This is a genomic window from Actinoplanes couchii, from assembly GCF_016862075.1.
Classification (GTDB): domain Bacteria; phylum Actinomycetota; class Actinomycetes; order Mycobacteriales; family Micromonosporaceae; genus Actinoplanes; species Actinoplanes couchii.
Window position 1 is genome coordinate 1 of sequence record NZ_BOMG01000129.1, and the last position, 14,143, is coordinate 14,143.

General features: G+C 68.4%; 16 protein-coding genes. 6 read left to right on the forward strand and 10 right to left on the reverse strand.

Going from position 1 to position 14,143, the window contains the following annotated elements:
* Positions 1-138 precede the first annotated feature (138 nt).
* Together Aco03nite_RS49185 and Aco03nite_RS49190 are read right to left on the reverse strand one after the other, a co-directional pair.
* Positions 139-879, reverse strand: a complete 741-nt coding sequence (locus Aco03nite_RS49185) for a GAF domain-containing protein (RefSeq protein ID WP_203809538.1) — start codon at positions 877-879, stop codon at positions 139-141.
* 612 nt (positions 880-1,491) lie between these two features.
* Positions 1,492-2,316 carry a SigB/SigF/SigG family RNA polymerase sigma factor gene (locus tag Aco03nite_RS49190; protein ID WP_203809540.1) on the reverse strand — a complete coding sequence of 275 codons (825 nt, stop codon included), beginning with the start codon at positions 2,314-2,316 and terminating at the stop codon, positions 1,492-1,494.
* A gap of 225 nt (positions 2,317-2,541) precedes the next feature.
* Between Aco03nite_RS49190 and Aco03nite_RS49195 the strand changes: the two genes are divergently transcribed.
* The 3 genes from Aco03nite_RS49195 (at position 2,542) to Aco03nite_RS49205 (ending at position 5,516) form a co-directional block, all read left to right on the forward strand.
* On the forward strand, positions 2,542-4,605 hold the full coding sequence (locus Aco03nite_RS49195) for an ATP-binding protein (RefSeq protein WP_203809542.1): 2,064 nt from the start codon (positions 2,542-2,544) through the stop codon (positions 4,603-4,605).
* 97 nt (positions 4,606-4,702) lie between these two features.
* Positions 4,703-4,921: a hypothetical protein gene (locus Aco03nite_RS49200; protein ID WP_203809544.1), complete on the forward strand. Its 219-nt coding sequence runs from the start codon at positions 4,703-4,705 to the stop codon at positions 4,919-4,921.
* 67 nt (positions 4,922-4,988) lie between these two features.
* Positions 4,989-5,516, forward strand: coding sequence for a P-loop nucleotide/nucleoside kinase family protein (locus Aco03nite_RS49205; RefSeq protein WP_203809546.1), 528 nt, complete (start codon positions 4,989-4,991; stop codon positions 5,514-5,516).
* A 125-nt stretch (positions 5,517-5,641) separates the two neighbouring features.
* Here the strand turns inward: Aco03nite_RS49205 and Aco03nite_RS49210 are convergent, their stop codons facing one another.
* Genes Aco03nite_RS49210 through Aco03nite_RS49230 form a run of 5 tightly spaced genes read right to left on the reverse strand, consistent with a single transcriptional unit; the run spans position 5,642 to position 9,410 of the window.
* Complete coding sequence (locus Aco03nite_RS49210) at positions 5,642-6,619, reverse strand: DUF1989 domain-containing protein (protein WP_203809548.1); 978 nt, start codon at positions 6,617-6,619, stop codon at positions 5,642-5,644.
* A complete protein-coding gene (locus Aco03nite_RS49215; protein WP_203809550.1) occupies positions 6,616-7,944 on the reverse strand; it encodes a uracil-xanthine permease family protein in 1,329 nt (442 codons plus the stop codon). Before Aco03nite_RS49215 ends, Aco03nite_RS49210 begins: the two co-directional genes overlap by 4 nt.
* A gap of 47 nt (positions 7,945-7,991) precedes the next feature.
* Positions 7,992-8,705, reverse strand: a complete 714-nt coding sequence (locus Aco03nite_RS49220; RefSeq protein WP_203809552.1) for a glycosyltransferase family 2 protein — start codon at positions 8,703-8,705, stop codon at positions 7,992-7,994.
* A 56-nt stretch (positions 8,706-8,761) separates the two neighbouring features.
* A complete protein-coding gene (locus Aco03nite_RS49225; RefSeq protein ID WP_203809554.1) occupies positions 8,762-9,094 on the reverse strand; it encodes a DMT family transporter in 333 nt (110 codons plus the stop codon).
* A gap of 1 nt (position 9,095) precedes the next feature.
* Positions 9,096-9,410 carry a DMT family transporter gene (locus Aco03nite_RS49230; protein ID WP_203809556.1) on the reverse strand — a complete coding sequence of 105 codons (315 nt, stop codon included), beginning with the start codon at positions 9,408-9,410 and terminating at the stop codon, positions 9,096-9,098.
* A gap of 82 nt (positions 9,411-9,492) precedes the next feature.
* Between Aco03nite_RS49230 and Aco03nite_RS49235 the strand changes: the two genes are divergently transcribed.
* From Aco03nite_RS49235 to Aco03nite_RS49245, 3 genes are read left to right on the forward strand one after another with little or no spacing between them, the layout of a single operon-like run.
* Positions 9,493-10,071: a TetR/AcrR family transcriptional regulator gene (locus Aco03nite_RS49235; RefSeq protein ID WP_203809558.1), complete on the forward strand. Its 579-nt coding sequence runs from the start codon at positions 9,493-9,495 to the stop codon at positions 10,069-10,071.
* Between the two features lie 60 nt (positions 10,072-10,131).
* Positions 10,132-10,944: a S1 RNA-binding domain-containing protein gene (locus tag Aco03nite_RS49240; RefSeq protein ID WP_239146072.1), complete on the forward strand. Its 813-nt coding sequence runs from the start codon at positions 10,132-10,134 to the stop codon at positions 10,942-10,944.
* Between the two features lie 46 nt (positions 10,945-10,990).
* On the forward strand, positions 10,991-11,929 hold the full coding sequence (locus Aco03nite_RS49245) for a helix-turn-helix domain-containing protein (RefSeq protein WP_203809561.1): 939 nt from the start codon (positions 10,991-10,993) through the stop codon (positions 11,927-11,929).
* Positions 11,930-11,966: 37 nt separating this feature from the next.
* Here Aco03nite_RS49245 and Aco03nite_RS49250 read toward each other — a convergent pair whose 3' ends face one another.
* From Aco03nite_RS49250 to Aco03nite_RS49260, 3 genes are all read right to left on the reverse strand, one after another.
* Positions 11,967-12,857 carry a phosphotransferase family protein gene (locus Aco03nite_RS49250; protein WP_203809563.1) on the reverse strand — a complete coding sequence of 297 codons (891 nt, stop codon included), beginning with the start codon at positions 12,855-12,857 and terminating at the stop codon, positions 11,967-11,969.
* A 12-nt stretch (positions 12,858-12,869) separates the two neighbouring features.
* On the reverse strand, positions 12,870-13,028 hold the full coding sequence (locus Aco03nite_RS49255; protein ID WP_203809565.1) for a hypothetical protein: 159 nt from the start codon (positions 13,026-13,028) through the stop codon (positions 12,870-12,872).
* A 170-nt stretch (positions 13,029-13,198) separates the two neighbouring features.
* Entirely contained in the window at positions 13,199-14,134 is a 936-nt protein-coding gene (locus Aco03nite_RS49260) for an NADP-dependent oxidoreductase (RefSeq protein WP_203809567.1), read from the reverse strand.
* Positions 14,135-14,143 lie beyond the last annotated feature (9 nt).

Below are 14,143 nucleotides of genomic sequence, written 5' to 3' on the forward strand. Positions count from 1 at the left end.
ACTGTTCGGAGATGACCATGCGGGTCACCCATCAGGGTGCACGCCGATCCGCCTTGACGCCGATCCGCCTTGACGGCGAATCGGCTATTCCTGACCCGCTCCGCAGGAGTCCGTTTCCTCTCCGGCCTGAAGGCCGGACTATCCACGGAGGAATCTGATAACCGCGCACCAGCTCTGTCCGCGGGTCCGGAACAGGTCGTAGAAGTCTCCGACGACCTCGCCCGCATCCGTGCCGGCCGGCAGGTACACCGCGGCGACGTCCAGGCCGGGCGCGTCGGGCAGCCGAGGCGGAAGCAGACTGTCCTGCAGGGTACGAGCCAGGGCCGCGGAGGCGTCCCCGGAATGCTGTGCCTGCCGCAACGCCTGGCGCAGGGCGATCTCGGAGGACACCGTTCTGGCCAAGGTCCGCAGCGCCTGGGTCTGCTCGGCGCTGAAAGGCCGGGGGCTCCGGTCGATCACACAGAAGCCCCCGAGCACCTGGCCCTCCGGTGAGGTCACCGGATAACCCGCCCACGCGCCGATCCCGAGCGCGTCGACCGCGGCGAGATGGCCGATACGCGGATCGGTGACCGCGTCCTCCGCGATGAGTTCCCGGCCGGTGCCGATCAGAATGTGACAGGGGCTGTCGCGGATGTCGTTCTCCCGGCCCGCCGAGGTGTCCAGCCCCACCGCCGACTTCCAGAACGAGCGCCGCCCGTCGGCAACGGTGAAGAACGCCATCTGCGCCCCGGTGATGGCCAGAGCCAGCCGGGCGAGATCGTCGAAGGCGCCCTCGGGCGCCGTGTCCAGCAGTCCGCTGGCCGCGACGGCCGCCAGGCGCTGCGGATCCAGCACCGACTCCGGTAGTTCTGCTGAGGGCTCGGGTACATCCGTCACCATCGGCACGCGCCTGCTCTCCATCGGTGGCCTCGGGGCGAGGCCCTCGGTGTCAAGTGATCCGACAGAGTTTAGATTACTGCCCGGCTTCGGAGCACTCTTCGACTGCCGACCCCTGTCGTGAGGTGCTGAAACCGGGTGCTACGGCGGCCACGTCGCGGCGCGCGACATGGTCGCGGCGGTCCGGCCGGCCCCAGACTCGCCGTCAGCATCGTTGCGGACCGGTCCACGAGGGAGCGAACTGCTGCTCACGAACAGGAGCTGATATTGGCGGTGCCGTGGGGGCGGGCGTGGGCGGTGACGCCTCTGCGGACCCCACCGGTATGAGCGGCGGGATCGTCGGGGTGGGCAGCACCGAACCGCGGGTGTGGTCGCCTCGGAAACTCGAGGTCATCGCTGAACTCGGAGCAATCGTGGCAGCGCACCGAACGTCACCGGCCCATCGTGCGGCTCGGCACCGACGGGCTGTCCAACCGCGGACTGGATCTGTTCTCTCGCTTGGCCGACACCGTCGAGGGAGATTGCAGATCAGCTCGGCGATCACCGATCGTCGGTATCAGTCTCGGAGAGGCCTTCGCCGCCGGGCAAGACCTCCGGTGAACGCGGGACGTCAGTTCAGAGGAGCTCGGTGCCGAGGTGCTGGCGCATCTTGGCCAGGGCCTTGGTGAGCAGCCGCGAGACGTGCATCTGGGAGATGCCGACCCGCTCGGCGATCTGCTGCTGGGTCAGGTTGCCGTAGAAGCGCAGGGTGACGATCTTCTGCTCGCGGTCGTCGAGCATCGCCAGGGCGGGCCCGAGGGTGGTGCGGGTCTCGACGACCTCGTAGTCGTCGGTGCTGTCGCTGAGGGTGTCGCCGAGTTCGGCGCTGCCGTCCGGGCCGATCGGCGTGGACAGGCTGGTGGCGTTGTAGGCGCGGGCGCCTTCGAGGCCTTCGAGGACCTCTTCCTCGGTGATGCCGATGTGGGCCGCGATGTCGGCGACCAGGGGCGGGCGCCCGAGTTTGTGGGTCAGGGTGTTGTTGGCCTCGGTGATGGCCAGCCGTAGTTCCTGCAAGCGGCGCGGTACCCGGATCGACCAGGTCCGGTCCCGGAAGTGGCGCTTGATCTCACCGAGGATGGTGGGGATGGCGTATCCGGCGAAATCCACCCCGCGGCTCGCGTCGAACCTGTCGACGGCCTTGATCAGTCCGATCGTGGCGGTCTGCACGAGGTCGTCGGTCGGCTCGCCCCGGCCGGAATACCGCTTCGCGAGGTGCCGGGCCATCGGCAGCCACGCCTCGATGGTCCGGTCCCGCAGCGCGGCGCGGGACGGGTGACCGGCGGGCATCGCGGTCAGGGCGTTGATCAGATCACCCGCGATGTCCTGCGCACGATCGTCACTGATCGTGTCGTGCGAGACGGCGATCGTGGTGCCGGTCGTCTCGGTGGATGTCGCGGTCATGGTGTCCTCCAGTTGCCCTGCCTGGACGGATGTCCGTCCGGCAGCAGAACCATAGCCGAACGGTCGAGCGTAAATCTAGCCGAAAGTATGAGTAGCCCAAAGTGTCGAAAACACTTCGCCGCATCACCGCCCGAGCGTGAACCCATCGGCTTGATATCACAGAACCGTGTACCGGACAGGTCGCATCGATGCTGTCATCAGAAGCACCAGCCGAGAGGAGCCAGCGTGCAGACGACAGACGACCTGGATTTCCAACGCCTGTTCGAGGCAGCGCCGGTGGCGATGGTCGTCCTGGACCCCGAACTGACCATCCAGCAGGCCAGCGACGCCTACCTGGCGGCCACGAACACCACCCGGCACGCCATCCTCGGCCGCAGCCTGTTCGACGTCTTTCCCGATGATCCCGCCGAGGTCACCGCCACCGGCGCCGCCGACCTCCATGCCTCGCTGCACCGGGTCATCGACGACCTGGTTGTCGACGTCATGCCGATCCAGCGGTACGCCATCCGGTCAGCCGGAGAGGCCGACCGGTTCGAGACCAGGTTCTGGGCGCCGACCAACGCGCCGGTCCTGAACCCGGACGGCTCCCTGGCGTGGATCCTGCACCGCTGGGACGATGTCACCGCCTACGTGCGAGAACGTCTCGACGACCCCGCGCAACTCGATCTGGCCGCGGGCCTGGCACTTCGCCATCCCGAGATGGAAGCGCAATCCGTCGCACGCCACCAACTGGTCACCCACAACCAGGCCCTGGGCGCTGTCCTGGACAGTCTCGACGCGATCGTGATCGGCTGCGACGACTCCGGACGCACGATCCTGCACAACCAGGCCGCCCGCACGCTGTTCGCCCTACCCGAGGCAGCGACACCTGACGACCGCTGGCAACAACAGACCGAACTGCGCGACACCGGCGGCCGGCCGCTCGACGCCGACCAGCACCCCGCCCGCCGCATCCTGGCCGGTGAACACCTGCGTGACGTCGAGATCCTGATCCGGCAGCCCGGCCGTCCGGTCCGCCACTTCCTGGTCAACGGCCGACCCGTGACACTCGCCGACCGGCTGACCGCCTTGTTCGCCATGCACGAGATCACCCTGCAACGCCGCGCCGAACGCCTCAAACAATGCGAACTACAGGTCGCGACGATACTGGCCAAACCCGAACCCGCCGACATGATCATCGCCAACGCCGTCGAACTCGTCGGCAGCATGCTCAACTGGGCCGCAGTGGAATTCTGGACCATCGACGACCTCGGAAAAGTCACCCGCCGGCAGAACTGCTGGCATGCCGACGAGTCACTCGCTGTTCCCCAGCAGTCGCAGCACACCAAAGGCGAGGGCCTCGCCGGCCGGGCCTGGCAGAGGGCCGAGCCCATCTGGGTCACCGACCTGACCACCGATCCCATCACCCGTGACCACAGCGGACGGGAGACCCTGGTCTCCGCCCTCGCCGTGCCGATTCCCAGCGGTACCGCCGTCCTCGGCACCCTGATCTTCTACAGCGACCTGCACGAAACTCCCGACGACATGCGCACCGCCGTGCTGACCGGCATCGCCGCCCATGTCGGCGAGTTCCTCGAACGCCGCCGCGCCGCACGGATCACCACCGAACTCGAACGCAGCCGCGACGAATACATCTCCCTGGTCGGCCACGAACTACGCACCCCACTGACCGGCATCCAATCCAACGCCGAACTCCTACGCACCGAGACCGATCTGACCGACGACGACCGGGCACAGATGCTGGAAGTCATCGACCGGCGCGCCCATCAGCTTCAAGACCTCGTCGCCTCACTGCTCGACGTCGCCGGAACCCGGGCCGGCCACACCGCCCTGGTGGTACGCCGCATCGACCTCGCGCCCCTCGCTCACGCCGCCGCCGACACCATCCGCACCAGCACCAGCGCGACGATCGACGTCGACACGCCACCCACAGTGTCCATCGACGCCGATCCCGACCGGCTCCGCGATGCTCTCGGCGAACTACTCGCCAACGCCGTCACCTGGGCACCCGGCGACAGCCGCATCGGCGTCCAGGTTCACGCCCACCAGCACAGCGTCACCATCGCGGTCTCCAACACCGGCCCGCCGATCCCCACCGACAACCACGAACGAGTCTTCGAACTCTTCTATCGCAGCGACACTCTGCGCCACGGCGGCATCCCCGGAACCGGACTCGGCCTCACCCTCGCCCGGGCCATCATCGAACAACACCACGGCACGCTCACCCTCAGTGAACCCGACGAGGCCACCACGACTTTCACCATCCGGCTGCCCCGACGATCCGATTGACATCCTCGCGCTGCGGGCTCATCCGCAGCGGCGGCTCGTCCGGATGGCAGATCAAGTGAGGACGATGCCGCGGAACGCGGGATCCCCCATACCCACGTTGAGTGGGCAGCACGCAGAGATCACCTACATGCCGGCGTCCATCGCCGCCACACACTCGACAACCGACGTGATGGCCACCGGCTCCGACGCGGCGACTGCGCTGCTGGGCCACGTGGAACAGCAACTCGACCTGGTGAGCCACGAGGTGGTCCGGCTGCCGTACCGCGACCTGGTTCTGATGACACACGGCCCGCGTACCAGCCGGTTCGGCGGTTGAGACAGAGGGCTGACGTCTCGGTGTGGCTGCCCGGTACGGGCCGGATCGGTTCTGGCAGGATCGGCGGATGCCGAAGACAGACCGCTGCGTCGTGGTTGCCGTGTGCGGATCGCCGGGGGCCGGGAAGAGCACCGTCGCCGCCGCGGTGGCGGCTCACCTCGGGGTACCGCTGCTGGCCCGGGACGAGATCAAGGCTGGGCTCGGCCTGTCCTCAGCCGCGTCGGCGGACGACGCGACGGTGCGGATCGACCCCGATTTCTTTGTCGCCGGTGGACCCTTCAGCCGCCGCGCCGAGGCGGCGATGGTTCAGGCGGCACGCGTTCTGGCGTCGTCCGGGGTCGGTCTCGTGGTGGAATCCTCGGTGCTGTCGCGGGAGTTGCTGGACGGGCTGCACGAGTGTCAGGCGCGAGTGCTCGCCGTCCACGTGGTTGCTGACGAGGCGGTCGTCGGTGCCCGCTTGCGTGTTCGGGCGGCGAAGGGCTGGGCCGTGGACGAGCAGATGGCGGCGGCGTTCGAACGAGGCGACATGGAGCGGGCGAAGTTCGCGCCCCCCCGACGGCGTCGATGCGGTCATCGAGGTCGACACGTCCGCTAGCGGGGAACCGCCTGTCCACCGGATCGAGGCGGCGTTCGTCGACGTACTGACGTCCGGGAATTCCGTCGGCGGCCTGGGTACCCGGCACAAGCGGGACTGACCGCGCGGCGACGAGCAGCGGACGGCTAACCGCCGAAGGTGCCGAGACGGGCGATCGCCCAGGTCAGGACGATGTCACGGAGCGCGGCGTCCGCGATGCGCGCCTCGTCGTAGCGCACCGGCACGAGCACCTCGGCCAGCTGTGGCAGGTAGGGGAACGCGGGCTCGTACGACGGGTCCGCGTGCAGTGGTTGCGGTGCGGGCAGGTGCTGGGGCTCCGGCAGCCCCAGGCCGGCGGCCCGGGCCACCGCTTCCTGACCGAGTGACAGCTCCGCCGCGCTGCCCGGCGTGACCGAAACCGACACCGGACGCAGGCCGAAGTTGTTGCACGCGGTCAGGTCGTCGCCGCAGACGTTCGGTACGGCGAGCAGATCCGTCAGCGCGAGCAGAACGATGTGGTCGCCCGGGCCGGACTCGTTGCGCAGGATCTCGCCGTCGGCCGTGTACATGAACAGGTTCACCGATTCGTGCAGCTCCCACGGCGCCAACCCGTACTCGCGTTGTGCCTCGTTCTGGATCTCCTGGCAGTTGGTCCGGTCCTGAACGCCGAATATCGCGCGGTAGATCAGCCGGCTGCAGAACGGAAACGTCGTGTCGGTCCGGGTCGTGCTCGCCACGATCGCCATGATCGGGCGTTCCCACGGTGCGTTCGACCAGAGCACATCGCCCAGGCCCGGATGTGGTCCCTGCATTCCGCGGGTACGGCCGGCGTGCAGCCGTTCCCGGCGGTCGTGCAGGTTGAACACGTTCAGGTCAACGCATTGGCCGCCCGCGATCTGTTCGACGCGCAGGACGTGCCCCGCCGGCACTGCGAACGCTTTTCCCGTCCCCGGTTCGAGCACGTGCCCCCGGGCCGGAATCGGCGGCCGTGATCCGGAAGAGCCGGTGAACGCGGGTGCGGCCGCAACAGCGGAAACAACCAGTTCCGCGACCGTACGATTCTCCCGCGCCGCCACCATCGACAGGAAAGCCAACTGCTGCTCGTTGACCCGCAGCGTCGTCATCGGCCGAGCACCCGCCGCAACCCGTGGTTGATCAGCGCGTTCAGCACGATCAGCAGCACCGCGCCGAACATCATCGGCGTCGTCACCACCGCCCGCACCCAGTCCGGCATCGTCGCCACCATCGATTCCGGCAACCATTGCCCGCCGAGCGCGAGAATGAACGCGGTCGCCGCCACGGTGAGGTTCAGATCGTCCCATTCCACCCCCGACATCATCTGTACGCCACTCAACGCGATGATGCCGAACAACACTGTGGACGCCGCGGCCAGAACCGCGCCCGGTAGTCCCGCGACGAAGGTCGCCAGAACAGGCACGAAGGCGAGGGCGATCGCGATCAGCCCGGCGGTCATCGTCACGTATCGGCTGCCGATCCGCGACACCCGGACGATTCCCGCGTTCTCCGGATAGGTGGCCGTTCCGACTCCGCCGAACAGGGCGCCGGCCACGGTTCCGGCGTATTCGGTGAACAGTCCGCGGGTGATGCGCGTCCGGGTCAGGGTGACGCCGCCCCACCGGGACACCAGCGCGTACATTCCGACGGCTTCGGCGCTGGATTCGAGAAAGGCGAGAAGCATCAGCAGTACGGCCGGCCAGCGCACGTCGAAACCGAACGGCAGCCAGGCCGGTGGCCCGACCAGAACGGTTCCGCCGAGTGCCGGCGGGCTCCACAACCCGAATGCGAGGGCGAGCAGCGTTCCGGCGAGCATCCCGATCAGGACGGCCGCCCGTTTCACGATGGTGTCGCCGCCGAACAGCAGGCACGCCACCACCACGAGCAGGGTGGCCAGACCGATTCCGAACAGTTTCCAGCCGTACGCCGGTTCGCCTTCTGCTCCGAACCAGTTCGGCAGTCCGAGGGTGGCGAGCTGGGCGCCGATGATGAGGCACAGCGTCCCGTACACGAGCGGTTCGGCGGCGAACCGGACCACGTGGGTCAGCACCCCCAGCCGCCCGATCGGCAGCGACAGCAGCATGAAGATCAGCCCGGCGACGACCATCGACCCGAACGCCGCCCCGAGCCCGTATGTCGCACCGGCCGCGAGCAGCGCCGCGAAGAACGCCGCCGTCGGGCCCTGCACGATCGGCAGCCGCACGACCCGGCTGGACTGTACGACGGTGACGATCCCGGCGAGCAGGAACGAGGCCTGGATCAGGTGGCTGACGTCGTCGCCGCCGAGTCCGAGCGTCACGCCGATCAGTACCGGGAAGACCCAGATCGCCGACAGGGTGACCAGGTGCTGCGTGCCGAACAGCAGCAGCCGGTGCACCGGCACCCGCTGGTCGAACCCGACGTCGAGGACCGGTGCCCAAGTCCTGCTCAACATCCACGACCGCAAATGTAACGGGGTGCGGGTCCGGCGGGAGCAGCCGATCAGTCCGCAGTGACCCGCCGGTTGAGCAGGGCGTAGCGCAGCAGCGGGAGGTAGATGCGCGCCGAATCGGTGAGGCCGCTGAAGTGCGAGCCCTCGTTGTCGCCGAGGTAGGTGGCCGGGATCGGCACCTCGTCGATCGGGTGCCCGGTGGCCGCGGCGTGCAGCAGTACGTTCATCTCGTACTCGAAGCGCTCACCGTCCACCGCGCAGAGCTGCCCGATCAGGTCGGCGGGGTAGGCCCGCAGCCCGGTCTGGGTGTCGGTGACGGTCCGGCCGGTAGCCTTCCGGAACACGGCCTGGGTGACGGTGTTGCCGATCCGGCTGCGCGGCGGCATCCCGTCGAAGCGGCGCACCCCCAGAACGATGTGCCCGGGTTCGCCCCGGTCGGCGACCGCGCGGATGTCGTGCACGCTGTGCTGGCCGTCGGCATCGGCGCAGACCACGGCGAACCCCGGAAACGCGGACAGGATGTGCCGGAACCCGGCCTTGAGCGCCACACCCTTGCCCCGGTTGACCGGAAGCCGCAGCACCGTGCAGCCCAGCGCCTCGACCTCCGCCAGCCGATCGTCGGCGGCCGGCCCGGTACCGTCGTCGACGATCACCACCCGGGCCGGCTCGGGAAGCTCGGCGAGCAGCCCGGTAACCAGTTCGGACAGATGCGGGCCCGGTTTGAACACCGGGAGCAGAACGATCCACTTCTCGGGGTACGGCACCGGCGCTCCTTCGCAGTTTCTTCTCCAGCGCCGCGTCTATACCCAGCCCGAGCGCGTCACAACGCGGGAGCGGGCGGTTTGAGCAGTTTGAGTCCGGCGATGCACACGATGATGCCGGCCAGGAACACGACCTTGAGCACGCTGACGGCCTCACCTCCGGTGATCATCGCCCAGGCGACGGTGAAGGCGGCACCGAGGCCGCTCCAGATCGCGTAGGCGACGCTCATCGGGATGTGCTTCACGACGTACGCCAAGGTCACCATGCTCACGACCAGCGTCCCGGCGAAGACCAGCGAGGGTACGAGGTTGGTGAAACCGTCGCTGGCGCCCAGGGCGGTGGCCCAGACAGCTTCGAGCAGCGCGCTGACGACAAGAACGATCCACGCCATGTCAGCTCACCACCTTCAGCCCGATGACACAGCCGATCAGGCCGGCCAGCAGTGCCGCACGCACCGGGGTCAGCCGGTCCTGGCCGCGCACCGCGGTGGCCACGACGGTGAGCACGGCGCCGATGCCGACCCACACCGCGTAGGCGGTGCCGGTGGGCAGTGTCTGCATGGCGTAGGCCAGCCCCGCCATGCTCAGCACGAGCGCCACCACGAAGACGGTGGTCGGGCCCGGGCGCTTGAACCCCTTCGTCTCACCGAGGGCGGTGGCCCAGACGGCCTCCAGCACCCCTGATCCGATCAACACGATCCACGCCATCGCGGAACCCCACCCTCGTTCTCGTACGACTGTGCCAAAACCTTTGTAGCACGTTTCCGTACGACTGTGCGACTATCGTGGTATGCCTCGCATCCTCGACGCCGAAGAACGCAGCCGTCTGGTCTCCGAAGCGGCCTGGAAGGTGCTGGTCCGGGACGGTCTGCCCGGCCTGTCGGTGCGCAGGATCGCCGCCGAGGCCGGCCTCCCCCCGAGTTCGCTGCGCTACACGTTCCCCACCCAGGCCAGCGTGCGGATCCGGGCCTACGAGATGATCGTCGAGCGCGTCCTGGCCAGAGTCGCCGCGATACCCGAGGACGACCGCCACTGGGCCCGCCGGGCGCTGCTGGAACTGGTGCCCCTGGACGAGCAGCGGCGCCTGGAGATGGAGGCGTTCCTGGCCCTCGGCACCGCCGCGATGACCGACCCCACCCTCGCCGGCACCTACCGAGACGCACATCAGGCGATCTGGAACCTGTGCGAACGCGTGGTGCTGGCCCGGGGAGTCAGCCCCACGGACGTCCCGCTCGAAGCCGACCGGCTCCACGCCATGACCGACGGCCTGGCCCTGCACCTGGTCAGACAGGACGCCACGGACGGCACCGACTGGGCAGTACAGGTTCTCGACCGCCACCTCGACGGCCTGAAGTCGACACCAGCGTGATCACCTCCGAGAAGCCGACCCTTGGGGTCGATCACCCAGCGGCCTGGAATCATGCGGAAGATGGAAGACGACCGATCCCGCGCCGCGTTCATGGCGACGGTGAGCGTCGGGGACACCCTGGCGGGAACCGTTGCGGAAGTCACGCGGTCGGGTGCGGTGATCCTGCTCGACGGCTTCCCCGAAGCCCCCATCGGCTTCATCGGCAGCCTGGACTACTCCCGGCGATCATCCGGCGCGAGCCTTCAGGCCGGCGACCGGGTCTCCACCGCAGTCCTCGCCGTCGATCACCCGAGATGCCAGATCCTGCTCTCCCGGTCGGCAACCGAGCATCCACAGCTGTGGGCCTTCCTTAAAGCGCTTCAGCCGGGACAGCACCTGGCGGGCACCGTGGCGGCCATCGAGAATTTCGGTGTCTTCGTGGACCTGGACGACGGGCCGGAACACCCCACCCTTCCCGGCGTAGGGTTCATCACCATCCCCGAACTGTCCTGGCACTGGTTCGAGGACACGTCCGAGGTGATCTCCGTAGGAGAGCACGTCGTCTGCGAATTCCGCGCCTTCGACACCACCAACGGCGAGGCCCGTCTGTCGCTGCGCGCCACCCAGCCCGATCCTTTCCTGGACTTCGCTTCCACCTCGCACGTCGGGCAGATCCTGCACGGCACGGTCACCAAGCTGGTGCCCTTCGGAGCGTTCGTCCGCGTCGAAGGCGGCATCCATGGCCTGATCCACCTCAGCGAACTCTCCGACACGCCCATCGAGACACCCGACGAGGCGGTCCAGATCGGCGACGAGGTAACCGTCACCATCACGGACATCGACCCGGTCCGGCGCCGGCTCGCTCTGTCACGCCGCCGTCCTCCTGCGGAATGAACAACGGGTTGCATCTCCACCTGGTGGAGGTTGGAGGGTGTTCGACGTGGATCACAGGACGTTGTACTCGATCGGGGATCTGGCTCGGCGAACCGGATTGTCGGTACGCACGATCAGGTTCTACTCCGACGCCGGCGTTCTGCCGCCCACACACCGCAGTTCCGCCAACCACCGTCGTTACGACCTGACCGCGGTCGCGCGCCTCGACCTCATCCGCACCTTGCGTGAGCTGGGTGTCGATCTGGCCAGCATTGATCGGGTGCTCGCCGATGAGATCACTCTGGCACAGGCCGTAACAGCCCACGCCGAGGCGCTTGACCTGCAGATCCGGGTTCTCCGCCTGCGGCGGGCGATTCTTCGTGCGGCGGCGAAACGGAACTCCAGCCCTGAGGAGATGAAGCTCATGCACCGTATCGTGCAACTGTCCGAGGCCGAACGTCACCGGCTCATCGACGACTTCGTCGACAGTACGTTCGGCAACGTCGACGCCAACTCCGACCTGCTGGAGCTGCTGCGGTCGGCGATGCCGGATCTGCCGGACGAGCCGACCGCCGAGCAGGTCGAGTCCTGGATCGAATTGGCGGAACTGGTGCAGGACGACGACTTCAAAGCCAGTGTCCGGCGGATGGCCGAGCATCAGGCGGCCGAGCGCGCCGACGGCGACCGGACCGGGCTGCACCACGAGCTGACCAACCATGTCCGGGACCAGGTCACGGCGGTGATCGCCGCTGGGATCCAGCCCGCGTCGGCGCAGGCCGGGCCGGTGGTTTCCGAGCTGGTCGCTCGTTACGCGGACACCTTCGGAACCGCCGACAGTTCCGAGTACCGCGCCAAGATCGGGATCCGGCTGAGCATCGCCAACGATCCGCGGGTGGAACGGTACTGGCACCTGATCGCCACCATCAACGGCTCACCCACCATGACGACACTCGCACCGGTCTTCACCTGGTTCACCACGGCGCTCCAACACCACCCGGAGCCATAGAACAGCACAACGTGACGACACTTTTGAAGGGGCCCTGCTACCGGGAGTTGAGCCCGGCCCGGAGGACGTGCTCGAGGCGCTGTTCGAGGCGGCGGCGAGCGAGATCGTCGGTGATGTCCAGCCCGGAGTCACGCCATGGCTGGACCACCTTCACCGGGTCCGGCAGATAGCCGACGATGTCCAGGACGTTCCAGTACCGGCACTGTTCCTCGTCGCTTCGATCGCCAGTGCGGCGGCGGTACGCGTCCGTGAATCTGATTGACGCCTCGATGCCGTGCAACATGGCCAGATAGGTGGCTGCATGCGCGACATCCAGATCTGCCGGCCCCCACGATGTCTCGACCCAATCGACCACGCCACTGATGTGCCCCCGCGACCACAGCAGATTGCCCAGGTGGAAGTCGCGGTGCAGGAACGTACCGGCATAAGCGGGTGCGGGCTGTTCCAGCAGCTCGAAAGCCTGACCCCACAGCTCCGGCCGTCGCATCCACGGCACGATGACCCGCTTACCGGGCGGCGCCCATGATTGGTAGAGCCGGGGCCTGTCCAGCCCGGGATCGAAGTGATGAATGTCGGCAAGCGTCTGCGCCATCACCTCCAGGACGTCCTCCGCGGCGGAGTCCAAGCGGAGATTTCCGGGAAGCCACGACATCAGATGAGCCGGCGGGTCGAGGGCGATGCTCCGCGGCACTGGAATACGGGAGCCGTGTAGTTGCCGCTGCACGGTCGCTTCTCTGGTGAGCAGCCCGGCCGCATGCCGCCGCCACGGTTCCTTCGTCATCAGCCGCAGGACCGCACGCTCACCGTCGTCCGCGGTCAGGGCCAGCATGGTCGACGTCCAACCACCGGTGAGCGGCCGAACGTCGACGATCCGACGGTGCCACGCCGATTCCGCCCAGCCGATCTCAACCTCGAAACCCGCGATCACCGCACCATCCTGTCAGCCGGGGTGCCGTAACACGTAGGGCAGGATCCCGCCGTGCCGCTGGTGGTCGACCTCGCGTGCGGTGTCCAGCCGGACCACGGCGGTGAACGTGATCACACCCGCGGTGACCGAGACGGTCTCGCCACCCGGCCCGATGATGTGCCTGTCGGTCAACCCCAGCGAATCGGCCGGTCTTCACCTGGTATTACGCCACCCCGGAGACGTTCTTCCGGCCGCTGTGGTCGATCGTGGGCTGGGGTGTCGGCCTGTGCATCCACATCTGGGCGGCCCGGCGGACGCTCGGCGCCCACCGGATGGCGTGACGGTGGGCGCCGGGGCTGCGGTCAGGCGACGGTGATGACGGTCTTGCCGGGGAGCTTGCCGGCGGCTGCCTCCTCGTGGACGGCCGGCAGGTCGGCCAGGGGGCGACGGGCCGCGATGTGCAGGGTCAGGGTGCCGGCGTCGATGCGGTCGACCAGGTCGGCGAGATGCGCGGCGTTCGGGACGACCCAGACCCCTGCGGTACGTACCGAGCGGGTCTCGTCGGCCGGGACCGGGCCGGCGGAGCTGACCACGATGCCGCCGTCAGCGGCGTACGGGGTGAGTTTCGGCAGGTCCTCGGGGGCCAGGCGGACGTGGTTGAGCACCACGTCGAAGGGGCCGCCGACGGCGGACGGGCCGGCGTCGAGATCCAGGGGGCCGACGACGTTCGCCGCGCCGTAGCCGGTCAGGCGGTCGGCGTGCGGGCCGCTGTCGACGGCGGTCACCGTCGCGCCGGCCGCGACGGCGAGCTGGACCACGATGCTGCCGACCGCGCCGCCGGCCCCGTTGACCAGGACGGTCTGCCCGGCGGTGAGGCCGGCGAGTTCGACGGCGGCCTGCCGGGCGGCGAGCCCGGACAGCGGCAGCGCGGCGGCGTCGGCCAGGGTGATGCCGCGAGGTGCCGGGGTGACCAGGTCAGCGGCGACGAGCGCGTACTCGGCGGCTCCGCCGTGCTCGTCGAGGGGGAACATCGCGATGACCGGGTCGCCGACGCTGAGCCCGGTGACGCCCTCACCGAGTTCGGCGATGGTGCCGGCGAGGTCGAGGCCGGGGGTGATCGGCAGCGGGGTGGGGATCATCTCGGCCAGCACGCCCAGCCGGACGTGGGCGTCGACGGGGTTGAACGAGGTGGCCGCGACCCGGACGAGAACCTGTCCGGCCCCGGGGACCGGGCGTTCGATCTCCTCGTGGCGCAGGACGTCGGTGGTGCCGAACTCGTGGTAGCGAATCGCCTTCATGGGTGTCTC

Excerpts from the sequence above, each read along its gene's own strand:
- Aco03nite_RS49185 (WP_203809538.1), bottom strand. The coding sequence starts at position 879 with ATGGTGACGGATGTACCCGAGCCCTCAGCAGAACTACCGGAGTCGGTG.
- Aco03nite_RS49190 (WP_203809540.1), bottom strand. The coding sequence starts at position 2,316 with ATGACCGCGACATCCACCGAGACGACCGGCACCACGATCGCCGTCTCG.
- Aco03nite_RS49205 (WP_203809546.1), top strand. The coding sequence starts at position 4,989 with ATGCCGAAGACAGACCGCTGCGTCGTGGTTGCCGTGTGCGGATCGCCG.
- Aco03nite_RS49210 (WP_203809548.1), bottom strand. The coding sequence starts at position 6,619 with ATGACGACGCTGCGGGTCAACGAGCAGCAGTTGGCTTTCCTGTCGATG.
- Aco03nite_RS49215 (WP_203809550.1), bottom strand. The coding sequence starts at position 7,944 with ATGTTGAGCAGGACTTGGGCACCGGTCCTCGACGTCGGGTTCGACCAG.
- Aco03nite_RS49225 (WP_203809554.1), bottom strand. The coding sequence starts at position 9,094 with ATGGCGTGGATCGTTCTTGTCGTCAGCGCGCTGCTCGAAGCTGTCTGG.
- Aco03nite_RS49230 (WP_203809556.1), bottom strand. The coding sequence starts at position 9,410 with ATGGCGTGGATCGTGTTGATCGGATCAGGGGTGCTGGAGGCCGTCTGG.
- Aco03nite_RS49235 (WP_203809558.1), top strand. The coding sequence starts at position 9,493 with ATGCCTCGCATCCTCGACGCCGAAGAACGCAGCCGTCTGGTCTCCGAA.
- Aco03nite_RS49240 (WP_239146072.1), top strand. The coding sequence starts at position 10,132 with ATGGAAGACGACCGATCCCGCGCCGCGTTCATGGCGACGGTGAGCGTC.
- Aco03nite_RS49260 (WP_203809567.1), bottom strand. The coding sequence starts at position 14,134 with ATGAAGGCGATTCGCTACCACGAGTTCGGCACCACCGACGTCCTGCGC.